This window comes from Bradyrhizobium sp. CB82, assembly GCF_029714405.1.
Taxonomy (GTDB): Bacteria; Pseudomonadota; Alphaproteobacteria; order Rhizobiales; family Xanthobacteraceae; genus Bradyrhizobium.
Map to the genome: position 1 here is coordinate 193,573 of NZ_CP121651.1, position 17,639 is coordinate 211,211.

Consider the following 17,639-nt stretch of genomic DNA (forward strand, 5'->3'; position numbering starts at 1 on the left):
GAAAAACTCAACGTGAGTAAATCCAATCCGCTATGCGCCCTTGAACAGACCTCAATGAGGCGTGCCGCCACTTCGCTGACGGGCACAAAGGCTGACATCACGCGCGGCTCTCCGCTGGGATCACAATAAGTTGGGCAGGACGATTAACTGGGTTGCGCGGGCAGGGGATCGCCTACTCGATGAGGGGATCGCAGTCTCGCTTGGTCAGTTTCGGGCCCAGGCCTCTATACTGAGAGTGCTGAGTGTGCCAAGCGCTAGCCTGTTTGGAACTTTTCCCGCCCGGCATGGTGTGGCATGATGCCACAAACAAGAGCCGGAAGAGGCCTGGCCAGAGGGAGGATCCAATGATGGATGAGCGTACCTCGCTGTCTCGGCGGAAGCTACTGCACACGCTGGCGGGTGCCGGCGTCATCGCTGCGGCCGATCTGGCCTGGTGGGATGCTCCGTTCATTGCCCCCCGCAAGGCTTGGGGCGCCGAGCCGGTCCGCTTTCAATGGAGCGTTCCCGAGCCGACGCGCATCGCGCTGATGAACTCGCTGGTCGAGCGCTTCAATCAGTCACAACAGGATTTCGCGGTGCAGATCGAATATGTGCCGCAGGCACAAGCACGTCAGAAGCTCATCAGCGCGATCACTGGCGGAAGCCCGCCCGATCTCTGCCAGGTCTGGGACAACTGGGTCGGCCAGTTCAACGGCATGGGCGCCGTCGAAGACATCACCGCGCGCGCGAAGACCTGGAAGCACTACGCGGATGTCGTGCCGACCGCCTGGCAGACCGTCACCATCAACAGCAAGATCATCTCGCTGCCGCTCGCCGTGACGCTCGACGGAATTTACTACCGCACCGACCGTCTGAAAGAGCTCGGCCTCAAGGAGCCGACACCGGACTGGACCTGGGACGAGTTCCTCGCCATCGCGAATGCCTTCACCAAGGCGGACAAGAACCAGTACGGCTACGGGATGCGCGGCAGCGGCACCTGGGCGCTGCTCTATCCGACCGAGTTCGCCTACGCCAACGGGGCAGAAGTGCTCAAGGACGGCAAGGTGGTGATCAATTCCAAGGAAGCCGTCGACGCGGTTGCCTGGTATCTCGACCTCGCGCTCAAGCACAAGGTCACGCCGCCGAGCGCGGCGACCGACGGCTTTGTCGAAATCGTCGAAACCTTCGGGCGTGGCGTCACTAGCATGTACCAGCACAATTCGGGCTCGAGCGGCCAGCAGAAGAAAAACGTTGGCGACGACAAATTCGCCACGCTGCCTTTGCCGATCGGTCCGGCGAAGAAGCGCGCCTCATTCTGGTTCTCCGAGACGCTTACCATGTTCAAAGGCGCGAAGAACAAGGAAGGCGCCTGGCAGTTCATGAGCTTCATGCTCGATGATGAGCCGAGCCTCAAATACAACACGACCCTCGGCCTGTTGCCGGCGCGCAAGTCGATCCTCGACAGGCCGGAATTTTCCAAAGACCCCGCGCTCGCCGGCTTCGTGCAGTCCTTCCCGATCGGCATCGTCAGCCCTTACCTCGCCTATCCCGGCTGGGGCGGCAAGATCGACTCGGACGGCGTACCGCTCATTCAACAGGCAATGCTTGGAAAGATCTCCGCAAAGGAGTGCCTCGACCGCTTCGCCGACATCTTGAAGAAGGAGATGACGTAAGCGTCGGGAACGATCATGACCACGCTCACCGTTGCAAAGCCCCGCACCCGTCCGCTGATCAGCTGGCGAGTGCGCAAGCTGTTGATCGGGTATTCGTACCTACTGCCGGCCGCGCTTTGCATGATTGCGACGGTCGTCGTGCCGATCCTGCTCGCGATCAAGATGAGCCTTTACGCCGACATCCTGTACAAGCCGCAGGACTACCGCTTCATCGGGCTTGGCAACTACCTCCGCCTTGTCGAGGACCCCGTGTTCTGGCTGACGCTGAGGAATTCTGTTGTCTGGGTGTTCGGTTCGGTCCTCCTGCAATTCTTGCTCGGATTTGCCGCAGCCCTTCTGCTCCAGCAGGCCTTCACGGGACGCGCCCTGGTGCGCACTCTGACCCTGCTGCCCTGGATCATCCCGGGAGTCGTGGTGGGGCTGATCTGGGAGTGGCTCTATCAACCGAATTACGGCGTCATCAATGACCTCCTGATCCGGGTCGGCCTGATGCAGGAGCGCGTCGCCTGGCTCTCGTCACCGGATCTCGCGATGGCGGCGGTTGTCTTCACTAATGTCTGGCGCGGGATTCCCTTCTTCGCCATCATGCTGCTGGCGGGGCTGCAAGCCGTTCCGGACGAGCTGTACGAGGCGGCCCAGGTCGACGGCGCAGGCGTGTTCGCCCGTTTCTGGCACATCACTTTGCCGCTGCTGCGGCCCATCATCGTCGTCGCGACGGCCACGCGCATCATCTGGACATTCAATTATGCCGACCTGATCTTTGTCATGACCGGCGGCGGCCCGGCCAACGCCACGCAGATCACCTCGACCTACACGCTGCTGCAGGCCTATTCGAGCCTCGACTTCGGTTACGCCGGCGCGCTCTCGGTCGTCCTGCTCCTCGTGATGCTGGCGTTCACGTGGCTCTACCTGCGCACAACCAAAGGCCTCGAGGACACCGAATGACGCGTCGGGCTGCTCCGAAAGACCTTGCCGAGCGGGTGTTGGCTGGTCCCGTGGTCTGGATCGGTCTTGTGCTGCTCACCGCCTTTGCCCTTGGGCCCTTCGTCTGGATGTTCCTCACATCGCTGAAGGACCGGCAGGAGCTTTACGCAACGCCGCTGCAATATCTGCCGGTCCATCCCACCTTCGAGAATTACGTTGATGCCTGGACGTCGCCGGTCACGCCGTTCAGCCGCTTCTTTCTCAACAGCTTGTGGGTATGTTCGGTCACGATGGTCGCGACCACCGTGGTATCGGTGCTCGCCGGCTATGCGATTGCCCGCTTCCGCTTTGCAGGACGAGATGCGCTGCTGCTGATGTTTCTTGCCACTCAGATGTTTCCGAGCGTTCTCCTGATCGCGCCGCTGCTCACGCAATGGCGCGCGCTCGGCCTGATCGATACCTATCAGGCGCTGATTTATTCGAATTTCTCGTTCACCGTGCCGTTCACAGTCTGGATGATGGTCGGCTATTTCAGCTCCATACCACGCGACCTCGAAGAGAGCGCGATGATCGACGGCTGCAACCATTTCGGCGCGCTTTGCCGCATCGTGCTGCCGCTCGCGGCTCCGGGCATCGCTGCGACCGCCATTTTCGCTTTCGTCGTATCCTGGAGCGAGCTCTTGTTCGCGATCTCGTTCACGACCGAGACCAGCATGCGCACGCTCTCAGCTGGGCTGCTCTACATGGTCGGCCAGTACGAGGTGCAATGGGGACAGCTATCGGCCGGGGTCATTCTGAGCACCGTTCCCGTGGCCGTGCTGTTCAGCTTCCTGCAGCGACACTTGCTACATGGGCTGACCGCGGGCGCGGTGAAGGGTTAAGCCTGTTCTTTCCAACCAAGCGCCGTGTCGTAAGATTGCGCCACGTTGGCTCGCCAACCGACGCTGCGCAGCAGCGAAGGTCTGTGCCTCTCGCCAGACACGAACCACTGGTTTTGAACTGGGCGGGTCGGCAAGGTCCACAACGGGTCAAAAGCGCCGGTCGAGGATCGTGGCAAATGAGTCCGCTCGACCCGTGACAGCGGACCTCAGCGAGCCACCGGCCGACTTCGCCTTGGGGGCCATAACCGGACCCATGCACGGCAACAAACAGCGTCCTATTCGATGACCTCGTCGGCGCGAGCGAGCAACGACGGTGGCACGGTCAGGCCAAGCGCCTTGGCAGTCTTCATGTTGATCACCAACTCGAACTTGGTCGGCTGCTCTACCGGCAGATCGGATGGCTTGGTGCCTTTGAGGACCTTATCGACGTAGCCGCCTGCACGGCGAAATAGATCGGGTACATCGGGGCCATAGACGATCAATCCGCCAACAGCGTCTTGTCGAAAAAGATAGCTCGCAGGCAGATGATGCATCGCTGCGAGTGCGACAACTCGCGGAGCCTGGGAATTGGTCAGAGGATCATTAAGATCAAGTATGGCATCGGCGTGCTGGGCGGCGGCCGAGGCAAAGGCGGCATCAATTTCCTCGGGCGTGGTCGCCTCAACTATCAGCAGAGCGACGCCAAGGTTCCGCGCCGCGCGAGGCAACTCCTCGGCTAGCCCCAGTCTGTGGAGTGGGTTTTTCGGATTGACCAGGATGGCAATTTTCGAGGCGCCAGGCACCAATTCCCGGAGGATTTCCATACGTTTTGCGACGAAATCTCCCGGCACGAAGGTCGTAAGGCCGGTGATGTTGCCGCCCGGATGCGAGAGGCTTTGGACGAGGCCGAGCGCCACGGGATCGGCCACAACCACGAAGACAATCGGAATGGTCGCAGTTGCCGATTTCAGAGCCAGGGCTGCCTGTGGTCCCACGGCAATTAACAGATCGTGGTTGAGCGCGACGAGTTCGGCCGCTAGAGCCGGTACGCGATCCGGGGTTTCGGCATAGTAACGATATTCGACGAGCAGGTTCTTGCCCTCGATCCAGCCTCTTTCACGCAAGCCGCTGCGCCACGCGTCGCGACCTGGCTGCCTGAAGTAAGGGATCAAGAAACCGATCCGGCGCGGCGGCCCTTGTGCCCGCAAACGCGGTGGCGAAACGAACAGCGCCGCAGCAGCCGCTATGAAATCCCGCCGCTTCATTCGATCCTCACGCGCCTTGAGGACGTTGGGCGGAGATTACCACGTTTCGATTGGGCCAGCACTCATTGCGGCGCATGGCGCAAGACCGCTGTGGGTCAATCGCGTCGCCCTATTCGATAGATGGCGGCCTGCCGATTTCCGCTATGGCCCGCTGCGAAGGGCCTTGAACAGACATTCGCTCACATCATTGGATCACCGTCCGCACGAACGAGTAACGAGGGCGGCAAGGTGAGGCCGAGCGCTTTGGCCGTCTTCATGTTGATTACCGGCTCGAATCTGGTCGGCTGCTCTACCGGTAGATCGGAAGGTTTGGTGCCATTGAGGATCTCGATTAATCGTGGCACGAGGGCATCGTCGTCGCGGTGCAAACGCGGGGCGAGGCGCATGCCCCCTGGACGGTCCGGCTGCCCTCCGGGTGCAACGCACGGCCGGACCATGCATTCGGGCCAGCAAGCTCTGAGTGGCTACTATTACTTCTTGCGCGGATCGTCGGCCGAATTGATGTAATCAATGCCTCCAGGACCGACAAACTGGACTTGGAGAACGGCCTCCTCATTTCCGGTCCAGGCGTAGTGAGAGTGCTTTGCCGGATATACCCACAATGGGCCCGGCTTTAACAACTCGCCTTTCTTCTCAAACGTTTCGCCGTGACCAGTCCCGATATCGCCACTTATGACGGTCACGACCTCGGAATAGGGATGAGTGTGCGGCGGCATCTGAAAATTCGGGGGGAATTTGATACGCAAGACAACCACATCCCCCGGTTTTGTTGGGTCTCCCACCAGCGTTGCTAGCTGGACACCTTTGGGGAAGGCTGGGTTCTCCTTCCACGCAAGTGCATCAGGGGTGACCCGCGTCGGTGTGTTTTGTGCTGCCGCCGGGAAAGAGAACACTACTAAGCCCGCTATCACCAAGAGCTTCTTCATGTGAGTTCCTCCCACCGTAATGTGGGGGGATGTCCCGGGTTCTGTTGAATTTCTGAAGAGGTCGGCGTTGCCCACCTTGAGCCGGTAGGCTCGGGGTGCTGATTCCACAAAGGAGAGCAACGCCATGACGAGAGATATCACACCGGCTGGTTGGCCGGCGACCGGGGCTGTGGACGAAGCGTTTGCAGAAGTGCGGGCGAGCTTCGATCGGTTCTGCCTTGCGGCAGGGATCGAGGCGCTCGGCACGATGATGGAGGCGGATGTCACGGCGGCCTGCGGGCCGCGCCACGGTCGCGACGCGGCGCGGCGGGCGCACCGTTGGGGCCGAACGCGGGGACGGATCGGCTTCCACGGCGGCAAGATCGAGGTCGAGCGCCCGCGGGTCCGGGGCGTGGACGGCCGCGAGGTCACGATCCCGAGCTGGGAAACGGCGGCGGAGGAGGACTGGCTCGGTCGCTGGGCGATGAACCTGATGCTGATCAATGTGTCGACGCGCCGGTTCGGCCGCGCTGTCCGGCTGCCCGAGGGTGACGTGCCGGCACCGCCCGGATCGGGGGTTTCGAAGTCGGCGGCCTCGCGGAGGTTCGTAGCGCTGTCGGCGGCGCGGCTGGCCGACTTCATGGCTGCCGATCTGTCCGCGCTCGACCTTCTGGTGGTCCAAATCGACGGGCTGCATCTCGGCGACGATCTCGTGCTGGTGGCCGCGATCGGGGTTGACGGCGAAGGCAACAAGCATCCGCTGGCGCTGGTGGAAGGGGCGACCGAGAACGCCGCAACGGTTCAGGCCCTGCTGGACAACCTGGTCTCGCGCGGGCTCGACCCGACGGTGCCAAGACTGTTCATCGCCGACGGCGCGAAGGCGTTGTCGAAGGCGATCCGCCGCACCTTCGGTTCGGCCGCTGCGATCCAGCGCTGCCAGATCCACAAGGCGCGCAACATCATGGAACGCCTGCCGAAAGAGCATCATGCGGCCACCCGTCGGGTGCTGCGCCAGGCCTGGGAGCTCGATGACGCCGACAAGGCTGAAAAATTGATCCGCAATCTCGCGCGTCGACTCGACCAGCAATGGCCCGGCGTAGCGGCCAGCATCCTCGAAGGCCTCGACGAAATCCTGACTGTCGTCCGGTTGAAGCTGCCGAAGGAGCTTCGTCGATCGCTCGCTTGTACCAACATCGCCGAGAACATGATGGGCACCATTCGCCGCGTCACGCGCAACGTCAAACGCTGGCGGGATGCCGGCATGGCCTTGCGATGGGTCGCGGCCGGCATGATCGAGGCCAACAAGGGCTTCCGACGATTGAAGGCGCATAAGCAATTGTCGGTTTTGCGTGCGGCCCTTCAAGCTCGCCACAATCGCATGACGATCAACGTTGCCCACGTCACGAGGGCCGCGTAACATTCATTCCGGCAACGTCGGCCCGACGTAGTTCAACAGCGATCGGGACATCCCCTAATGTGGAGCAAGACACACATATTAGAACTCCTTGGAGCTAACCGAGTCCAGTAGTGTGACGCTCGACAATGACCGCTCAGGGTCAAGAGCGTCGGCCTCTGTGATAGACCGCAGAACCGGAAGTTTTCGCCTACTACAAAGGCTCCGACCCGAAAGTCTTGTTTGCGGCAAGCTCTTAGAGCGTTGCAATGGAAATTTGGCTTCAGATTCATCTTGTGAAGCCGGTACCCGGCCATACAATAATCGAGGAACTCGTTTCGGACCGGCTCTCTCCAGCTCTGGCGGGCTTCGATTTCAGACATGCCTACCACTTACGCATTTGGCCCCTTTCGATTGGACGTGGACGGGCAGTTGTTGTTTCGGCACAGCGAACTGCTTCCCCTTGGAGGGCGCGCCGTAGGCCTGCTGCATCTACTGATACAGAACGCCGGCCAAGTCGTCAGCAAGGACGTGCTAATCGAGACCGCATGGTCGGGCCTCGTCGTCGAAGAGAGCAATCTCTCCGTTCAAATTGCAGCCCTGCGGCGATCCTTGAGTGTTGAAAAAGGGGCCGATTGCTGGATAGAAACGCTGGCGCGACGCGGCTATCGATATATCGGACCGGAGGCGAGTAAGTTGGGCAGTGAGCCCGTGCACACTCCGCCATTGATCATGCCGAAGAAGCCGTCGATCGCCGTTCTTCCGTTCGACAATCTGAGTGATGATCCCCAACAGGAATACGTCGCGAGGGCATCGTCGAAGACATCATTATAGCACTGTCCCGAGTCCGCTGGCTGTTCGTAATCGCGCGCAATTCCAGCTTCGTCTACAAGGGCAAAACGGTGGACGCCAGAAGGATCGGCCTCGAACTCGGCGTTCGACGATTCGCGAGCAACCGAGCTTCCTTGCAGGGTTTCGTGTGGCCGCGGCCAGCAATGCCTTGACGGGGCGAACAGAAGAAGCGGGTGCTGTCATGACGCGCTTGCGTCGCGCTGATCCCTTACTTCGAATCTCCAATCTGAGGAAACGCATACCTCTCCGCCGTCCAGAGGACTGCGCTCAGCTTGAGGAAGGGCTCCGACTCGCGGGCCTGCCGGAATAGCACCCGAGCTCGCTTTCGGTGCGTTTTCGGAATTTTTTCGGAACGGCTTAGCAACATCCGGCGAGCAGTGATGCATCCTGTCGGGAGCACAAGCAGGTGCACCTGACGAGGGGAAACGTCCAATGCCAATTCTGCATCTCGATGAACGCGACGTCCAAAGGCTCTTGCATTGGGAGGACCTGATCCCTGCAATGGAAAGCGCGCTGTTGGCCTTCTCGACCGGACGAGCGCTGCAGCCAGTTCGAAACATGCTTTCCATCGAAGAAGGCAGAAGATATCTGGGCATCATGCCCGCCGTTATCGACGAGGCGATGGGGCTCAAACTCGTCAGCTTTTATCCGGCCAATGCCAACAAAGGCATTCCAACGCACATGGCCATGATCCTCCTGCTCCGTCCTGACACGGGCGAACCGCTGGCGGTCATGGACGGCCGCCTCATTACGGAGATGCGGACAGCTGCCGTCTCCGCCGCGGTGACCAATAGAGTGGCCTCCCCTGTCAGCCGCAGTCTTGCGATCCTTGGCAGTGGCGTTAAGAGATTAGGGTATGGAGCAGAACACCCGAACACGCGCGGCGGTTCGCTGAGGAGCATGGCGCCGTCGCAATGGATGCGGAGTCTGCTGTCAAAGGAGCAGATGTGATCGTGACCGCGACGAATGCCCTTGGAACCCATTCTAAGGGGAGATTGGCTTAAGCCTGGCGCGCACGTGAATGCCGTCGGCTCACCACGGCCAACGTGGCGGGAGCTCGACGATTGTGCCATTGCAAACACGATCATTGTCGATTCGCGAGAGGCTGCGCTCAAGAAATCCGACGACGTAATCCTCTCAAATGCAGCAATCTACGCCGAGGCAGGCGAGATTTTCGCAGGAATTAAGTCACGCCCCACTAATTGCACCACCGTGTTCAAGTCCGTGGGTATCGCAATTGAGGATATAGCTTCAGCGGACCTAGTACTGACTAAGCTGAGCGTCCAAAACACCAGCTTGCAAATGTCCGCTTAGGGTCTTGGTTGTGTGCAAACAGATAGGTCGGCACGCGACCGTGGTCGCCAATCACTGCAGGCGGCCGGTGTTCTCGCGTCGGATCGGCTCGTCTCCTGCTTCAGCCGAGCGATCTTTTCCTTGATCCTCGTCGTCTTGATGCTGATCGCTTCCGATGGCTCCTGCCGATCGGCGCTATCGAGTTGACGCAGATATCGACCGACGCTTTCCTCGATCTGCGCCATCCGCCTCGCCATCGTGGCATGCGTGAAGTTGCGGTCGCGGTTGTTCACTGCCTTGAACTTGCTGCCGTCAATCGCAACGCTCGGGGTCCGCAACAGGCCAATTTGCCGGCATAGCGCAACGAACTTCGCACAAACCTTCCGGATCGCCGCGCCATTGTCCTTCCGGAAATCGGCGATCGTCTTATGGTCGGGAGCCAGGCGGCCGATCAGCCACATCACCTCGATATCGTGGTCGGCTGGGGGGAAAAATGCCCAAAAAGAGGAACATGACCGACGCCGAGGTCGGTCTCGCACGCGCCATGCTCGCGAATCAATCGCGCCGACCGACTGATTAGCTCAGGCCGCATCGCGCAAATCAAAGATGGTACCTACGCCAAAAGATGTTGGTCCCGCCAGCGACGACGAACTTACTAGGTTCGTTGCAAGGTGGGACGCTGAACACGCCGCAATCTATGACAAAGGCCCGCAAGCGCCGACGGACATCGATTACATCGTGCGCTATTTGAAAAGCGCAAGAGCATCTGGCACGTTCGAAGCGGAGAAACTGACATCATTGAGTGCAAACTCAATTACGCGGTCAGCGGCAAGATCCTGAAGGCCATCGCCGGTTTAGCAAACAACAAGTGTGGCCACCTCCTGTTCGGTATCAGGGATGGAGGAACTGTCGTGGAAGGGATGTCCGATGACAAATTCGAAATACTTGATCCGGCGTTGCTGAGCTCTCATCTGGTCAGTTGTCTTGATCCCGTCCCCAGAGTTGCCCGCGTCTCGCACACAATCGGCAGAAAGAAAATTGGCGTCATTCATGTCGAGAAGCACGAACGGGCACCAGTGATCGCGCTGAAGAACGTAGGAAGCGATCTTCGGGAAGGTGCCATCTATTTTCGCCACGTCGGCGAGACGCGTCAGATCAAGCCAGGAGAGCTCAGGGCCATTATCGAAGCACGTGAAGCTCGCGCGGTCGCCGAATTCGGCAAGAGGATGATCCGCGTTGCTTCGGGCGCTGGCGCGACAATCGACCTCGATACTGGAGAAGTGCTAGGGAGAACCGGCAGCTTCGTCATAGACAAGAAGTTGCTTCCTTCAATCCAATTCGTTCGTGAGGGCGACTTCTCGCAGACGAAGGGCGCGCCGACCCTACGGCTGGTCGGTGACGTGCAACCGATTTCGGCTGCGGATAGGGAGACGGTCCGCGTCGTCAGAGATGCTATTACGCCTCACGCGATTGTCGAAAATTTCCTTCTTAACAATCGTGTTAACGAGCCGCTGGCCTATCTACATGCGCAAGCATATTACCCAAGAAAATGGATGCCAATCTGGCACGATGTTCATCAGCTCTCCATGAGCGTCGATGATCTGGTCGAAGACTTGCGTAGCTTGGCCGCTTGCCCGCCGACTAGCCGTGATGCAATCGTTCAGCGGCTGCGCGGGACCCAGTCCGCTTTTGCAATTTACACGGGCAAGCCGAAATCTATGCTAGCGGCTTTTCGACCTGGAAAAATAAGCGTTCCGAAAGATGATGCTGATCTACGCAAACTTAGACCGCCGACCCAGCGGGGACGCGTCCAGTCGTAAGCGGGACGATGACGGGCAGTAATGCGGCACACAGGGCTTTGGTCGATCTCGTCTCGTTGCGCTTCTTTTGGGGCGACGGTCTGAAAGTCCGCTGCCCCAAGTGCTAGAATGAACGCGCGGCGCGCTTTGCTCTGTCCGGTTCTCTGGGTGTCGAGAAACGGTTCGTGCAGATCCAACCAGCCCCTCGTCGATGCAGCGGCGCAAGGTGGCCTCGAACGGCTGTCGCAACAGATCACTGTCGCGGAAGCGGCCATGTCGGTTCTTTGAGAAGGTCGAGTGATTGGGCACGTCACTATCGAGCCCAAAGCGACTCAGAGGTATGCCAGGTTGAGGTGAACCTCTTCGCACAAGCGCCTCTGAGCGGATGACGAAGGAGGGACCGACCAGCAGCATCCGGATCATCAGCTCGGGGCAATCGAGGGACGCCCAACGCGCTGTAGAAAGGAGACAGCTCTCGCCTTAGCCCAGGTCCACGAACCTGTCGATCGATCTTAACAGATGATCGGCCGGAACGTGCCGCTCGAGCGAAAACTCATAGAACAGCGCGGCCTGCTCAACTCGCTGATGTCCCATCAAGATTCAGTCCTCTCGCAACGACTGAATCAGCGAACATCAACCCACGCAACCGAACACTTTTTCAACAAAATCGGCCAGATGCGCTGCAACAAACAATGCTCCTGTCCGATGACCTCGTCAGCGCGGGCGAGCAGTGGCGGTAAGACGGTGAGGCTCAGCGCCCTGGCGGTCTCGATATTGATCACCAATTCGACTTTGGTGGGGAACTCTACCGGCACGGCGCTGCGCCTTGATGATTTTGTCGATTAGTACGCGCCTCGCCGCATTGACGTGTTCCCGATAGACGTAGAGAGCTGGTATCCGAGCAGGTTAGGTTTCCACAACCGCCGATATTCTATATCCTTCGTGCGTCACGCTGATGCGTCTCAAAAGGGAGCTGCGGCTAAACATGCATGCGATGAAAGCGGTCGCCATCATAGTGCTCCTGCTCCTGGTCGTGGTGAATGCACTGGAATTGCTGCCGGCAGCGAGCGCGTTCCAAATGTATCTATCGGGTGGGGCGGTGGCGCTGAGCCTTGTCGCGCTGATAGCGATTCTGGTCGGGCGCGGCCCGTCGCGGGATAACCGAAGTGCTGGCATTGAGGCGGCCCGACCGACGCCTGTTACGACTCGCGCAAACCAAGCGGACGCCGAGATCGTCAACTTTTTGGCGATGCTGCAGGCAAGGGGCCGGCTGGTCGATTTCCTGATGGACGACATCAACGCGCATGATGACGCACAGGTTGGGGCAGCCGCGCGCGTGGTCCATGCCGGGTGTAAGACGGCCCTGCTGGACCACTTTCGAATCTCCCCCGTGCGCGCAGAGAGCGAAGGATCGACGGTGCAGGTCGCCGCTGGCTATTCGCCGGACGAGTATCGACTGCTCGGCAAGATCAGCGGTCCGGCGCCGTTCTCGGGAGTGCTTATCCACCACGGCTGGAAAACGGATGCTGTGAATCTACCGCGCGTTTTGCGGAACTCGACCCATCGACTTCCAGCAATCGCTCCGGCGGAGGTGGAACTGAGATAAACGGCTCGCATCGGCCGGCTGCCGGACGCCCGAGTCGGATCACGTACAACGGTGCTTTCCATCACGCGCTGCTATTGATGCGAATTGACAGCACGACAACCAGGACTACCCTCTCATGAGCGCTCGTTTCAGTCTTGCCATCGACCTCGGCACCAGCAACAGCGCGATCGCGATCGCCGATCTCGAGAGTGGTGAGACCAGGATTATCGAAATCGCGCAGACCCTAGGACCAAATCAGATCGGCGAGATGCCGACACTGCCGTCCGCCATTTATATTCCGCACTCCGAGGAGTTCCCGGAGAGTTCGTTCCCTCTGCCCTGGAGCGATGCCGGGGAGCGCGCGATCATTGGCCAGTTCGCGCGCGAGCGGGGGGCGCTCGTGCCTGATCGCCTCGCGACCTCCGCCAAATCCTGGCTATCCAACCCGCATATCGACCCGAAGCAGCGGATCCTGCCCTGGCGATCCGACATCGCCGAAGAGAAGCTCTCGTCATTCGAATGCTCACGCCTTTACCTCCAACATCTCAGGGACGCGTTCCTGCATACCGAACGAGCGCAGGGGCGGGATTGGGACCTCTCGGAAGGCGAGATCGTTGTAACCGTTCCTGCCTCGTTCGATGAGGTCGCAAGAAGCCTCACCGCCGAGGCCGCCAAGGCCGCGGGGCTTGAGGACGTCATATTGCTGGAGGAGCCGCAGGCTGCATTTTACGCCTGGATGGCGCAGATGCGCAGAGAATGGCGAAGCCTGATTGCTGATGGCGATATCGTGCTGGTCTGCGATGTCGGTGGCGGGACAGCCGATTTCAGCTTGATCGCGGTCACAGATGTTGAAGGCCGGCTCGAACTTGAGCGTGTCAGCGTCGGCGAGCACATTCTGCTAGGTGGCGACAATATGGATTTGGCGCTCGCATATGCGCTGAACGCCAAGCTTGAGGCCGAGGGCAAACGGCTGGACTCCTGGCAATTCCTGGCGCTCGTGCACGCCGCCTCCAAAGCCAAGATCGTCCTATTTGATGATGGCGGGCTGGCGCAGGCGCCAATCGCGGTCCCCTCGCGCGGCTCCAGCCTGCTTGCCAAGACTGTCTCAACGGCTCTCGATCGGGAGACGCTAGAGCAAGTTGTTGTCGACGGTTTTTTCGCCAGAACCAGCCTTGACGACCTGCCGCGCGAGAGCCGTGGGGCAGGGCTGCAGGAATTCGGTCTGCCGTATGCTTCCGATCCGGTCGTCAGCAAGCATATCGCCCGGTTTCTCGCTCAGAGTCTGCAGAACGTGAAGGCAAGCGAAAAGCTTGCCGCTCTAGTGGGAGCATCGGCTGGCACGCAGGTGCTGATGCCGACCGCGGTCTTGTTCAATGGGGGCGTTTTCAAGGCAGCGCCAATCCGTAACCGGGTGCTTGATCTGCTGGCGTCATGGAATGGCGGCCAGCCAGTCCGCGAATTACAGGGTTTCGAACCAGACCTCGCCGTCGCACGCGGCGGCGCGATCTACGGACGTCTCCGCGCCACTGGCAAGGGCATGCGTATCAAGGCTGGCGCGGCGCGCTCCTATTACATCGGCCTGGAAACGTCGATGCCCGCCATTCCGGGCTACAAGCCGCCGTTGAAGGCATTGTGTGTTGTCCCGCAGGGGATGCAGGAAGGCACGGAACTGATGATCGAAGGACGCGAGTTCGGCCTTGTCACCGGTCGCACGGCGGAGTTTCGGTTTTTCTCCTCCTCGGTACGAAGCGGCGATACGCCGGGACAGATACTCCCCGACGCGGAGCGTGAGCTTGATGACGCTGGCCTGCTCGAAGTCGCGGTCCCAGCACAGGACGTCCCGGTAGGGCAGGCGGTGCCGGTCCTCGTCAGCCCCGTCGTCACCGAACTTGGGATCCTTGAGCTTTGGATGAGGCACACGAACTCCGATCGCCGATGGAAGGTTGAGTTCCAGGTCCGCACGGAATAGGGGACGGACCGCCTCTGGAGGTAGTTCTTGACGAAAGACCGCGCCCGCTTCGCCATTGGTATTGATCTCGGCACCACCAACTCCGCACTCGCATTCGCGCCACTGGTCGGCGAGGGGACGCCAGAGGTCCTTCTCGTCCAGCAATGGGAGGGCCTGGCGAGTCTGACCGAGAAGCCAACGCTACCTTCTTTCATGTACCTGCCAGAGGAAGGGGTCGCAGCACACCTGCGCGGTGAGGTGGTCGGAGATGGGCAATGGATCGTTGGCCTTTTTGCACGCATGAAGGCAAGCGAAGCGCCCGGACGGGTCGTCCATTCCGCGAAGTCGTGGCTTTGCCATCACGCCGCCGACCGGTCGGCACCGTTTCTACCATGGGGATCAACCGTTCTGGCACGTGAGCAGAAAATCTCACCGGTACGCGCCTCGGCACTGATTCTGAACTATCTGCGGGGGATCTGGAACAGCCGGTTTGCCCAGGCCGGGTTTGCGTTCGATGATCAAGACATCACGGTCACCGTCCCGGCTTCCTTCGATGCGGCGGCGCAGCGGCTGACGATTACCGCCGCCGAGGAAGCAGGCTTCCCTGGCGATGTGCGACTGCTCGAAGAGCCACAGGCTGCGTTCTATTGCTGGCTGGAAAGCCACGACCCAGCGCACGAATTATGGCAGCGGCCAGACACCGGCGATGTCGGGCTGCGACACGTGTTGGTCATCGATATCGGCGGCGGCACCTCGGATTTCAGCATTTTTGAAGTTCGCCTGAACGAGCAAACGCCGGACCCCGATATCAGGCGTGTCGCGGTGAGCGAGCATACGCTGCTCGGCGGCGACAATATCGACCTTGCCGTCGCCCACTTCCTGGAGCCGCGGCTTGCCGGGGCGGGCGACCGGCTTTCCGGGCCGCAATGGGATCAGCTCGTCGCCGCCTGCCGTCATCTGAAAGAGCGCGCGCTTGCCGCTACGGGGCCGCCGGATGAGCGGTTCGTTGTAGCACTGGCCGGTCGCGGGTCGGAGATGGTCGGCGGCTCGCAGGTGGCGACGGTGATGCGCGCGGAAATCGAGAGCCTGTTGCTGGACGGATTTTTTCCCTTCTGCGACGCGGCGGCGCGGCCGTACCGGACGAGCGCGGCACTGAGGGAATGGGGACTTCCTTATCCTTCCGACAGCGCGATAACCCGACATCTTGCCGAATTCCTCAACGATCGCCCGCGCATTGATGCCGTCCTGTTCAACGGCGGATCCGTTCGACCACCGCTCCTGCGCCAAAGACTCCGCGAGCAAATCGGAGGCTGGCAGGACGGCTTCGTACCGCAGGTTCTGGAGAACGAGGAGCCGGATCTGGCGGTGGCGCGCGGAGCTGCGCGATTTGGTGCCCTTCTCCACCACCGTTCGGCTCGCATCGCCGCTGGGGCCGCCGCTGCGATCTTTCTCGAAGTGGAGGGAATACAGACAACAGATCGCCAGGTTGTGCGTCCGCCCCTCGTATGCGTTCTTCCTCAGGGTGCAGCGCCGTCGCAGCTTTTTGAGATCACTGATCTTGGGCTTAAGCTGCGCACCGATCAGCTGGTGCGCTTCCAGGCTTATTCCTCAACCCGGAAGAGCGTCAGCCGGGCCGGAGACATCGTTTCCTGGTCGGAAAGCGAATTTCACCCGTTGCCCCCGCTCCAGACCATCGTCAGGACGGCTGAGCTATCCGGACCGGAAGCGGGCGGGATGTTGCCCGTCCGTCTGACGGCGCAGATGAACGCACTGGGGCTGCTCCAAATATTGTGCGTCAGCGCCGACCCTGCCTTCCAGCAGTCCTGGCCGCTGGAATTCAACATGCGCGAGCACGTCCACGGCGTCGCGGGCGCGCCCGGCGAGGGGCGGACACGGGAGGAAAACGCTCCGATTGAACCGAACGCTTCAGCGGACGCGCTGGAAACGGCACGCAGGCAAATCGGGATCGTTTTCACCCAGCCTATCAATAACAGCAAGAAGAACAAGATTACTGCTGCCACGATCCTCAAGGGTATGGAGCGCATCCTCGCGTCTGCCAGAAGTGAATGGAATGGGGCCCTGCTGCGCGCCCTTTGGCCAGCTCTCGAGGAGCGGCGGGACGACAGACGACGTTCAGCCGACCACGAAGAGGCATGGCTCATCGTGGCTGGTTTCTTACTGCGCCCGGGCTTCGGCGTTGTCCGGGACGATCTTCGTATCGATGCCCTGTGGCGGGTGCACGATGATGGCCCGTGTTTCCCCGGTCGGCGCATCAAGAGCCAGGAATACATCCTCTGGCGCCGGGTGGCGGGCGGGCTCACGCGCGAACGCCAGATTAGGCTTATAGCCGGAGAGATCGACAGAATCCGCAGCGGCAAGGCGCCCGACGAACTCGTGCGTTTGGCTGGATCCTTAGAACTGATCCACCACGACACCAAGGCGGAACTGGTGCGTTGCTTCTGCGACACCGCGGTGACGCTTGCACGGGCCAAGCGACACTGCGCTCCTTATCTTGCGGCGCTCGGGCTCCTGCTCAACCGAACTCCGCTCTACGCAGGGCCGGAGACTGTTGTCTCGCCCGATCTCGTCGAGCACGCGTATCAGGCTTTCCAGAGCTTCGATTGGACTACGCCCGAGTTGCTCGACCTGCAGATTCTGTTCCTCCGGGCCGCGCGCGTCGTCGACGATCGGAGCCTGGACCTACCCATGCCTTTGCGCGGCATGATTGCCAGCAAGCTGGAGAAATCCGGCGTCCCTGCGCTGCAGACCGCAAAAATCAAAGGGTTCGTTCCGATCGGACGATCCGACCGCGCCAGTCTGTACGACGAGGCACTCCCTCCCGGTCTGATCCTGATCGAATAGTCATGCGCGAGGCCCGCGCCGCTATCCGCTTTGCTACGGACCACGGCCACGAACCTTTCGATGATGGTTTTGTGTGAGCGAGCTTCTTGGCTCACTCAAGATACACGACTTCGACAAAAGAGCAGATTGGCCGTCCAGTAAGCATCTTTTAAATTTGGTCCAGCGCCGGCTTAGCGGCTTTGGCGGCAAGGCCAACTCCTCGCGCGCAAGACAGGCGCCAAGCGGGATAGCTGCCGTCAACCGAAATACTGTCCAACGATAGCCATGAACGCCGGCAAGCTTGGGCGGGCCAACCAATCGG

Annotated in this window: 14 protein-coding genes and 2 pseudogenes; 11 read left to right on the forward strand and 5 right to left on the reverse strand. The window is 60.5% G+C overall.

Translation table 11 applies throughout. From position 1 onward, the window contains the following. The first annotated feature begins 344 nt into the window (after window positions 1-344). The 3 genes from QA640_RS44730 to QA640_RS44740 are packed head-to-tail and all read left to right on the forward strand — an operon-like array spanning window position 345 to window position 3,457. Window positions 345-1,652, forward strand: a complete 1,308-nt coding sequence (locus tag QA640_RS44730; RefSeq protein WP_283043674.1) for a sugar ABC transporter substrate-binding protein — start codon at window positions 345-347, stop codon at window positions 1,650-1,652. A 15-nt stretch (window positions 1,653-1,667) separates the two neighbouring features. After that, window positions 1,668-2,597 carry a sugar ABC transporter permease gene (locus QA640_RS44735; protein WP_283043675.1) on the forward strand — a complete coding sequence of 310 codons (930 nt, stop codon included), beginning with the start codon at window positions 1,668-1,670 and terminating at the stop codon, window positions 2,595-2,597. Next, on the forward strand, window positions 2,594-3,457 hold the full coding sequence (locus QA640_RS44740) for a carbohydrate ABC transporter permease (protein ID WP_283043676.1): 864 nt from the start codon (window positions 2,594-2,596) through the stop codon (window positions 3,455-3,457). The genes QA640_RS44735 and QA640_RS44740 overlap by 4 nt, the downstream gene beginning before the upstream one ends. Window positions 3,458-3,732: 275 nt before the next feature. Here QA640_RS44740 and QA640_RS44745 read toward each other — a convergent pair whose 3' ends face one another. The 3 genes from QA640_RS44745 to QA640_RS44755 form a co-directional block, all read right to left on the reverse strand. Further along, the gene (locus tag QA640_RS44745; RefSeq protein ID WP_283043677.1) at window positions 3,733-4,701 is read right to left on the reverse strand and encodes an ABC transporter substrate-binding protein; all 969 of its coding nucleotides are present in this window, start codon (window positions 4,699-4,701) and stop codon (window positions 3,733-3,735) included. A 179-nt stretch (window positions 4,702-4,880) separates the two neighbouring features. Next, entirely contained in the window at window positions 4,881-5,087 is a 207-nt protein-coding gene (locus QA640_RS44750; protein WP_283043678.1) for an ABC transporter substrate binding protein, read from the reverse strand. Between the two features lie 84 nt (window positions 5,088-5,171). Next, the gene (locus QA640_RS44755; protein WP_283043679.1) at window positions 5,172-5,627 is read right to left on the reverse strand and encodes a cupin domain-containing protein; all 456 of its coding nucleotides are present in this window, start codon (window positions 5,625-5,627) and stop codon (window positions 5,172-5,174) included. 124 nt (window positions 5,628-5,751) lie between these two features. On the opposite strand from QA640_RS44755, the gene QA640_RS44760 reads away from it, so the two are divergent. The 3 genes from QA640_RS44760 to QA640_RS44770 all read left to right on the forward strand — a co-directional run bounded on the left by QA640_RS44760 (window position 5,752) and on the right by QA640_RS44770 (window position 8,802). Then, the gene (locus QA640_RS44760; RefSeq protein ID WP_283036997.1) at window positions 5,752-7,023 is read left to right on the forward strand and encodes an IS256 family transposase; all 1,272 of its coding nucleotides are present in this window, start codon (window positions 5,752-5,754) and stop codon (window positions 7,021-7,023) included. A gap of 357 nt (window positions 7,024-7,380) precedes the next feature. Continuing rightward, window positions 7,381-7,833 (forward strand): winged helix-turn-helix domain-containing protein, encoded by a 453-nt coding sequence (locus tag QA640_RS44765; RefSeq protein WP_283043680.1) that lies wholly within the window; start codon window positions 7,381-7,383, stop codon window positions 7,831-7,833. Window positions 7,834-8,283: 450 nt separating this feature from the next. Further along, window positions 8,284-8,802 carry a hypothetical protein gene (locus QA640_RS44770; RefSeq protein ID WP_283043681.1) on the forward strand — a complete coding sequence of 173 codons (519 nt, stop codon included), beginning with the start codon at window positions 8,284-8,286 and terminating at the stop codon, window positions 8,800-8,802. A 455-nt stretch (window positions 8,803-9,257) separates the two neighbouring features. On the opposite strand, the pseudogene QA640_RS44775 reads toward QA640_RS44770, so the two are convergent. Beyond that, window positions 9,258-9,617: pseudogene (locus QA640_RS44775) on the reverse strand (IS5/IS1182 family transposase); the annotation flags it as partial. Window positions 9,618-9,989: 372 nt separating this feature from the next. Here QA640_RS44775 and QA640_RS44780 point away from each other — a divergent pair. After that, window positions 9,990-10,964 (forward strand): RNA-binding domain-containing protein, encoded by a 975-nt coding sequence (locus QA640_RS44780; RefSeq protein WP_283043866.1) that lies wholly within the window; start codon window positions 9,990-9,992, stop codon window positions 10,962-10,964. 171 nt (window positions 10,965-11,135) lie between these two features. Here QA640_RS44780 and QA640_RS44785 read toward each other — a convergent pair. Next, window positions 11,136-11,540: pseudogene (locus QA640_RS44785) on the reverse strand (transposase); the annotation flags it as partial. Between QA640_RS44785 and QA640_RS44790 the strand changes: the two are divergent. From QA640_RS44790 to QA640_RS44805, 4 genes are all read left to right on the forward strand, one after another. Continuing rightward, window positions 11,463-11,789, forward strand: a complete 327-nt coding sequence (locus QA640_RS44790; protein ID WP_283043903.1) for a hypothetical protein — start codon at window positions 11,463-11,465, stop codon at window positions 11,787-11,789. The pseudogene QA640_RS44785 and the gene QA640_RS44790 overlap by 78 nt on opposite strands. Before the next feature lie 139 nt (window positions 11,790-11,928). After that, entirely contained in the window at window positions 11,929-12,549 is a 621-nt protein-coding gene (locus QA640_RS44795) for a DUF2760 domain-containing protein (protein ID WP_283043682.1), read from the forward strand. 115 nt (window positions 12,550-12,664) lie between these two features. Continuing rightward, the gene (locus QA640_RS44800) at window positions 12,665-14,497 is read left to right on the forward strand and encodes an Hsp70 family protein (RefSeq protein ID WP_283043683.1); all 1,833 of its coding nucleotides are present in this window, start codon (window positions 12,665-12,667) and stop codon (window positions 14,495-14,497) included. Between the two features lie 27 nt (window positions 14,498-14,524). Then, on the forward strand, window positions 14,525-17,338 hold the full coding sequence (locus QA640_RS44805) for a hsp70 family protein (protein WP_283043684.1): 2,814 nt from the start codon (window positions 14,525-14,527) through the stop codon (window positions 17,336-17,338). Window positions 17,339-17,639 lie beyond the last annotated feature (301 nt).

Bases quoted from the DNA above. Each gene is read 5' to 3' on its own strand.
- QA640_RS44730 (WP_283043674.1), top strand. From the start codon at position 345: ATGATGGATGAGCGTACCTCGCTGTCTCGGCGGAAGCTACTGCACACG.
- QA640_RS44735 (WP_283043675.1), top strand. From the start codon at position 1,668: ATGACCACGCTCACCGTTGCAAAGCCCCGCACCCGTCCGCTGATCAGC.
- QA640_RS44740 (WP_283043676.1), top strand. From the start codon at position 2,594: ATGACGCGTCGGGCTGCTCCGAAAGACCTTGCCGAGCGGGTGTTGGCT.
- QA640_RS44745 (WP_283043677.1), bottom strand. From the start codon at position 4,701: ATGAAGCGGCGGGATTTCATAGCGGCTGCTGCGGCGCTGTTCGTTTCG.
- QA640_RS44750 (WP_283043678.1), bottom strand. From the start codon at position 5,087: ATGCGCCTCGCCCCGCGTTTGCACCGCGACGACGATGCCCTCGTGCCA.
- QA640_RS44755 (WP_283043679.1), bottom strand. From the start codon at position 5,627: ATGAAGAAGCTCTTGGTGATAGCGGGCTTAGTAGTGTTCTCTTTCCCG.
- QA640_RS44760 (WP_283036997.1), top strand. From the start codon at position 5,752: ATGACGAGAGATATCACACCGGCTGGTTGGCCGGCGACCGGGGCTGTG.
- QA640_RS44765 (WP_283043680.1), top strand. From the start codon at position 7,381: ATGCCTACCACTTACGCATTTGGCCCCTTTCGATTGGACGTGGACGGG.
- QA640_RS44770 (WP_283043681.1), top strand. From the start codon at position 8,284: ATGCCAATTCTGCATCTCGATGAACGCGACGTCCAAAGGCTCTTGCAT.
- QA640_RS44790 (WP_283043903.1), top strand. From the start codon at position 11,463: ATGATCGGCCGGAACGTGCCGCTCGAGCGAAAACTCATAGAACAGCGC.
- QA640_RS44795 (WP_283043682.1), top strand. From the start codon at position 11,929: ATGCATGCGATGAAAGCGGTCGCCATCATAGTGCTCCTGCTCCTGGTC.
- QA640_RS44800 (WP_283043683.1), top strand. From the start codon at position 12,665: ATGAGCGCTCGTTTCAGTCTTGCCATCGACCTCGGCACCAGCAACAGC.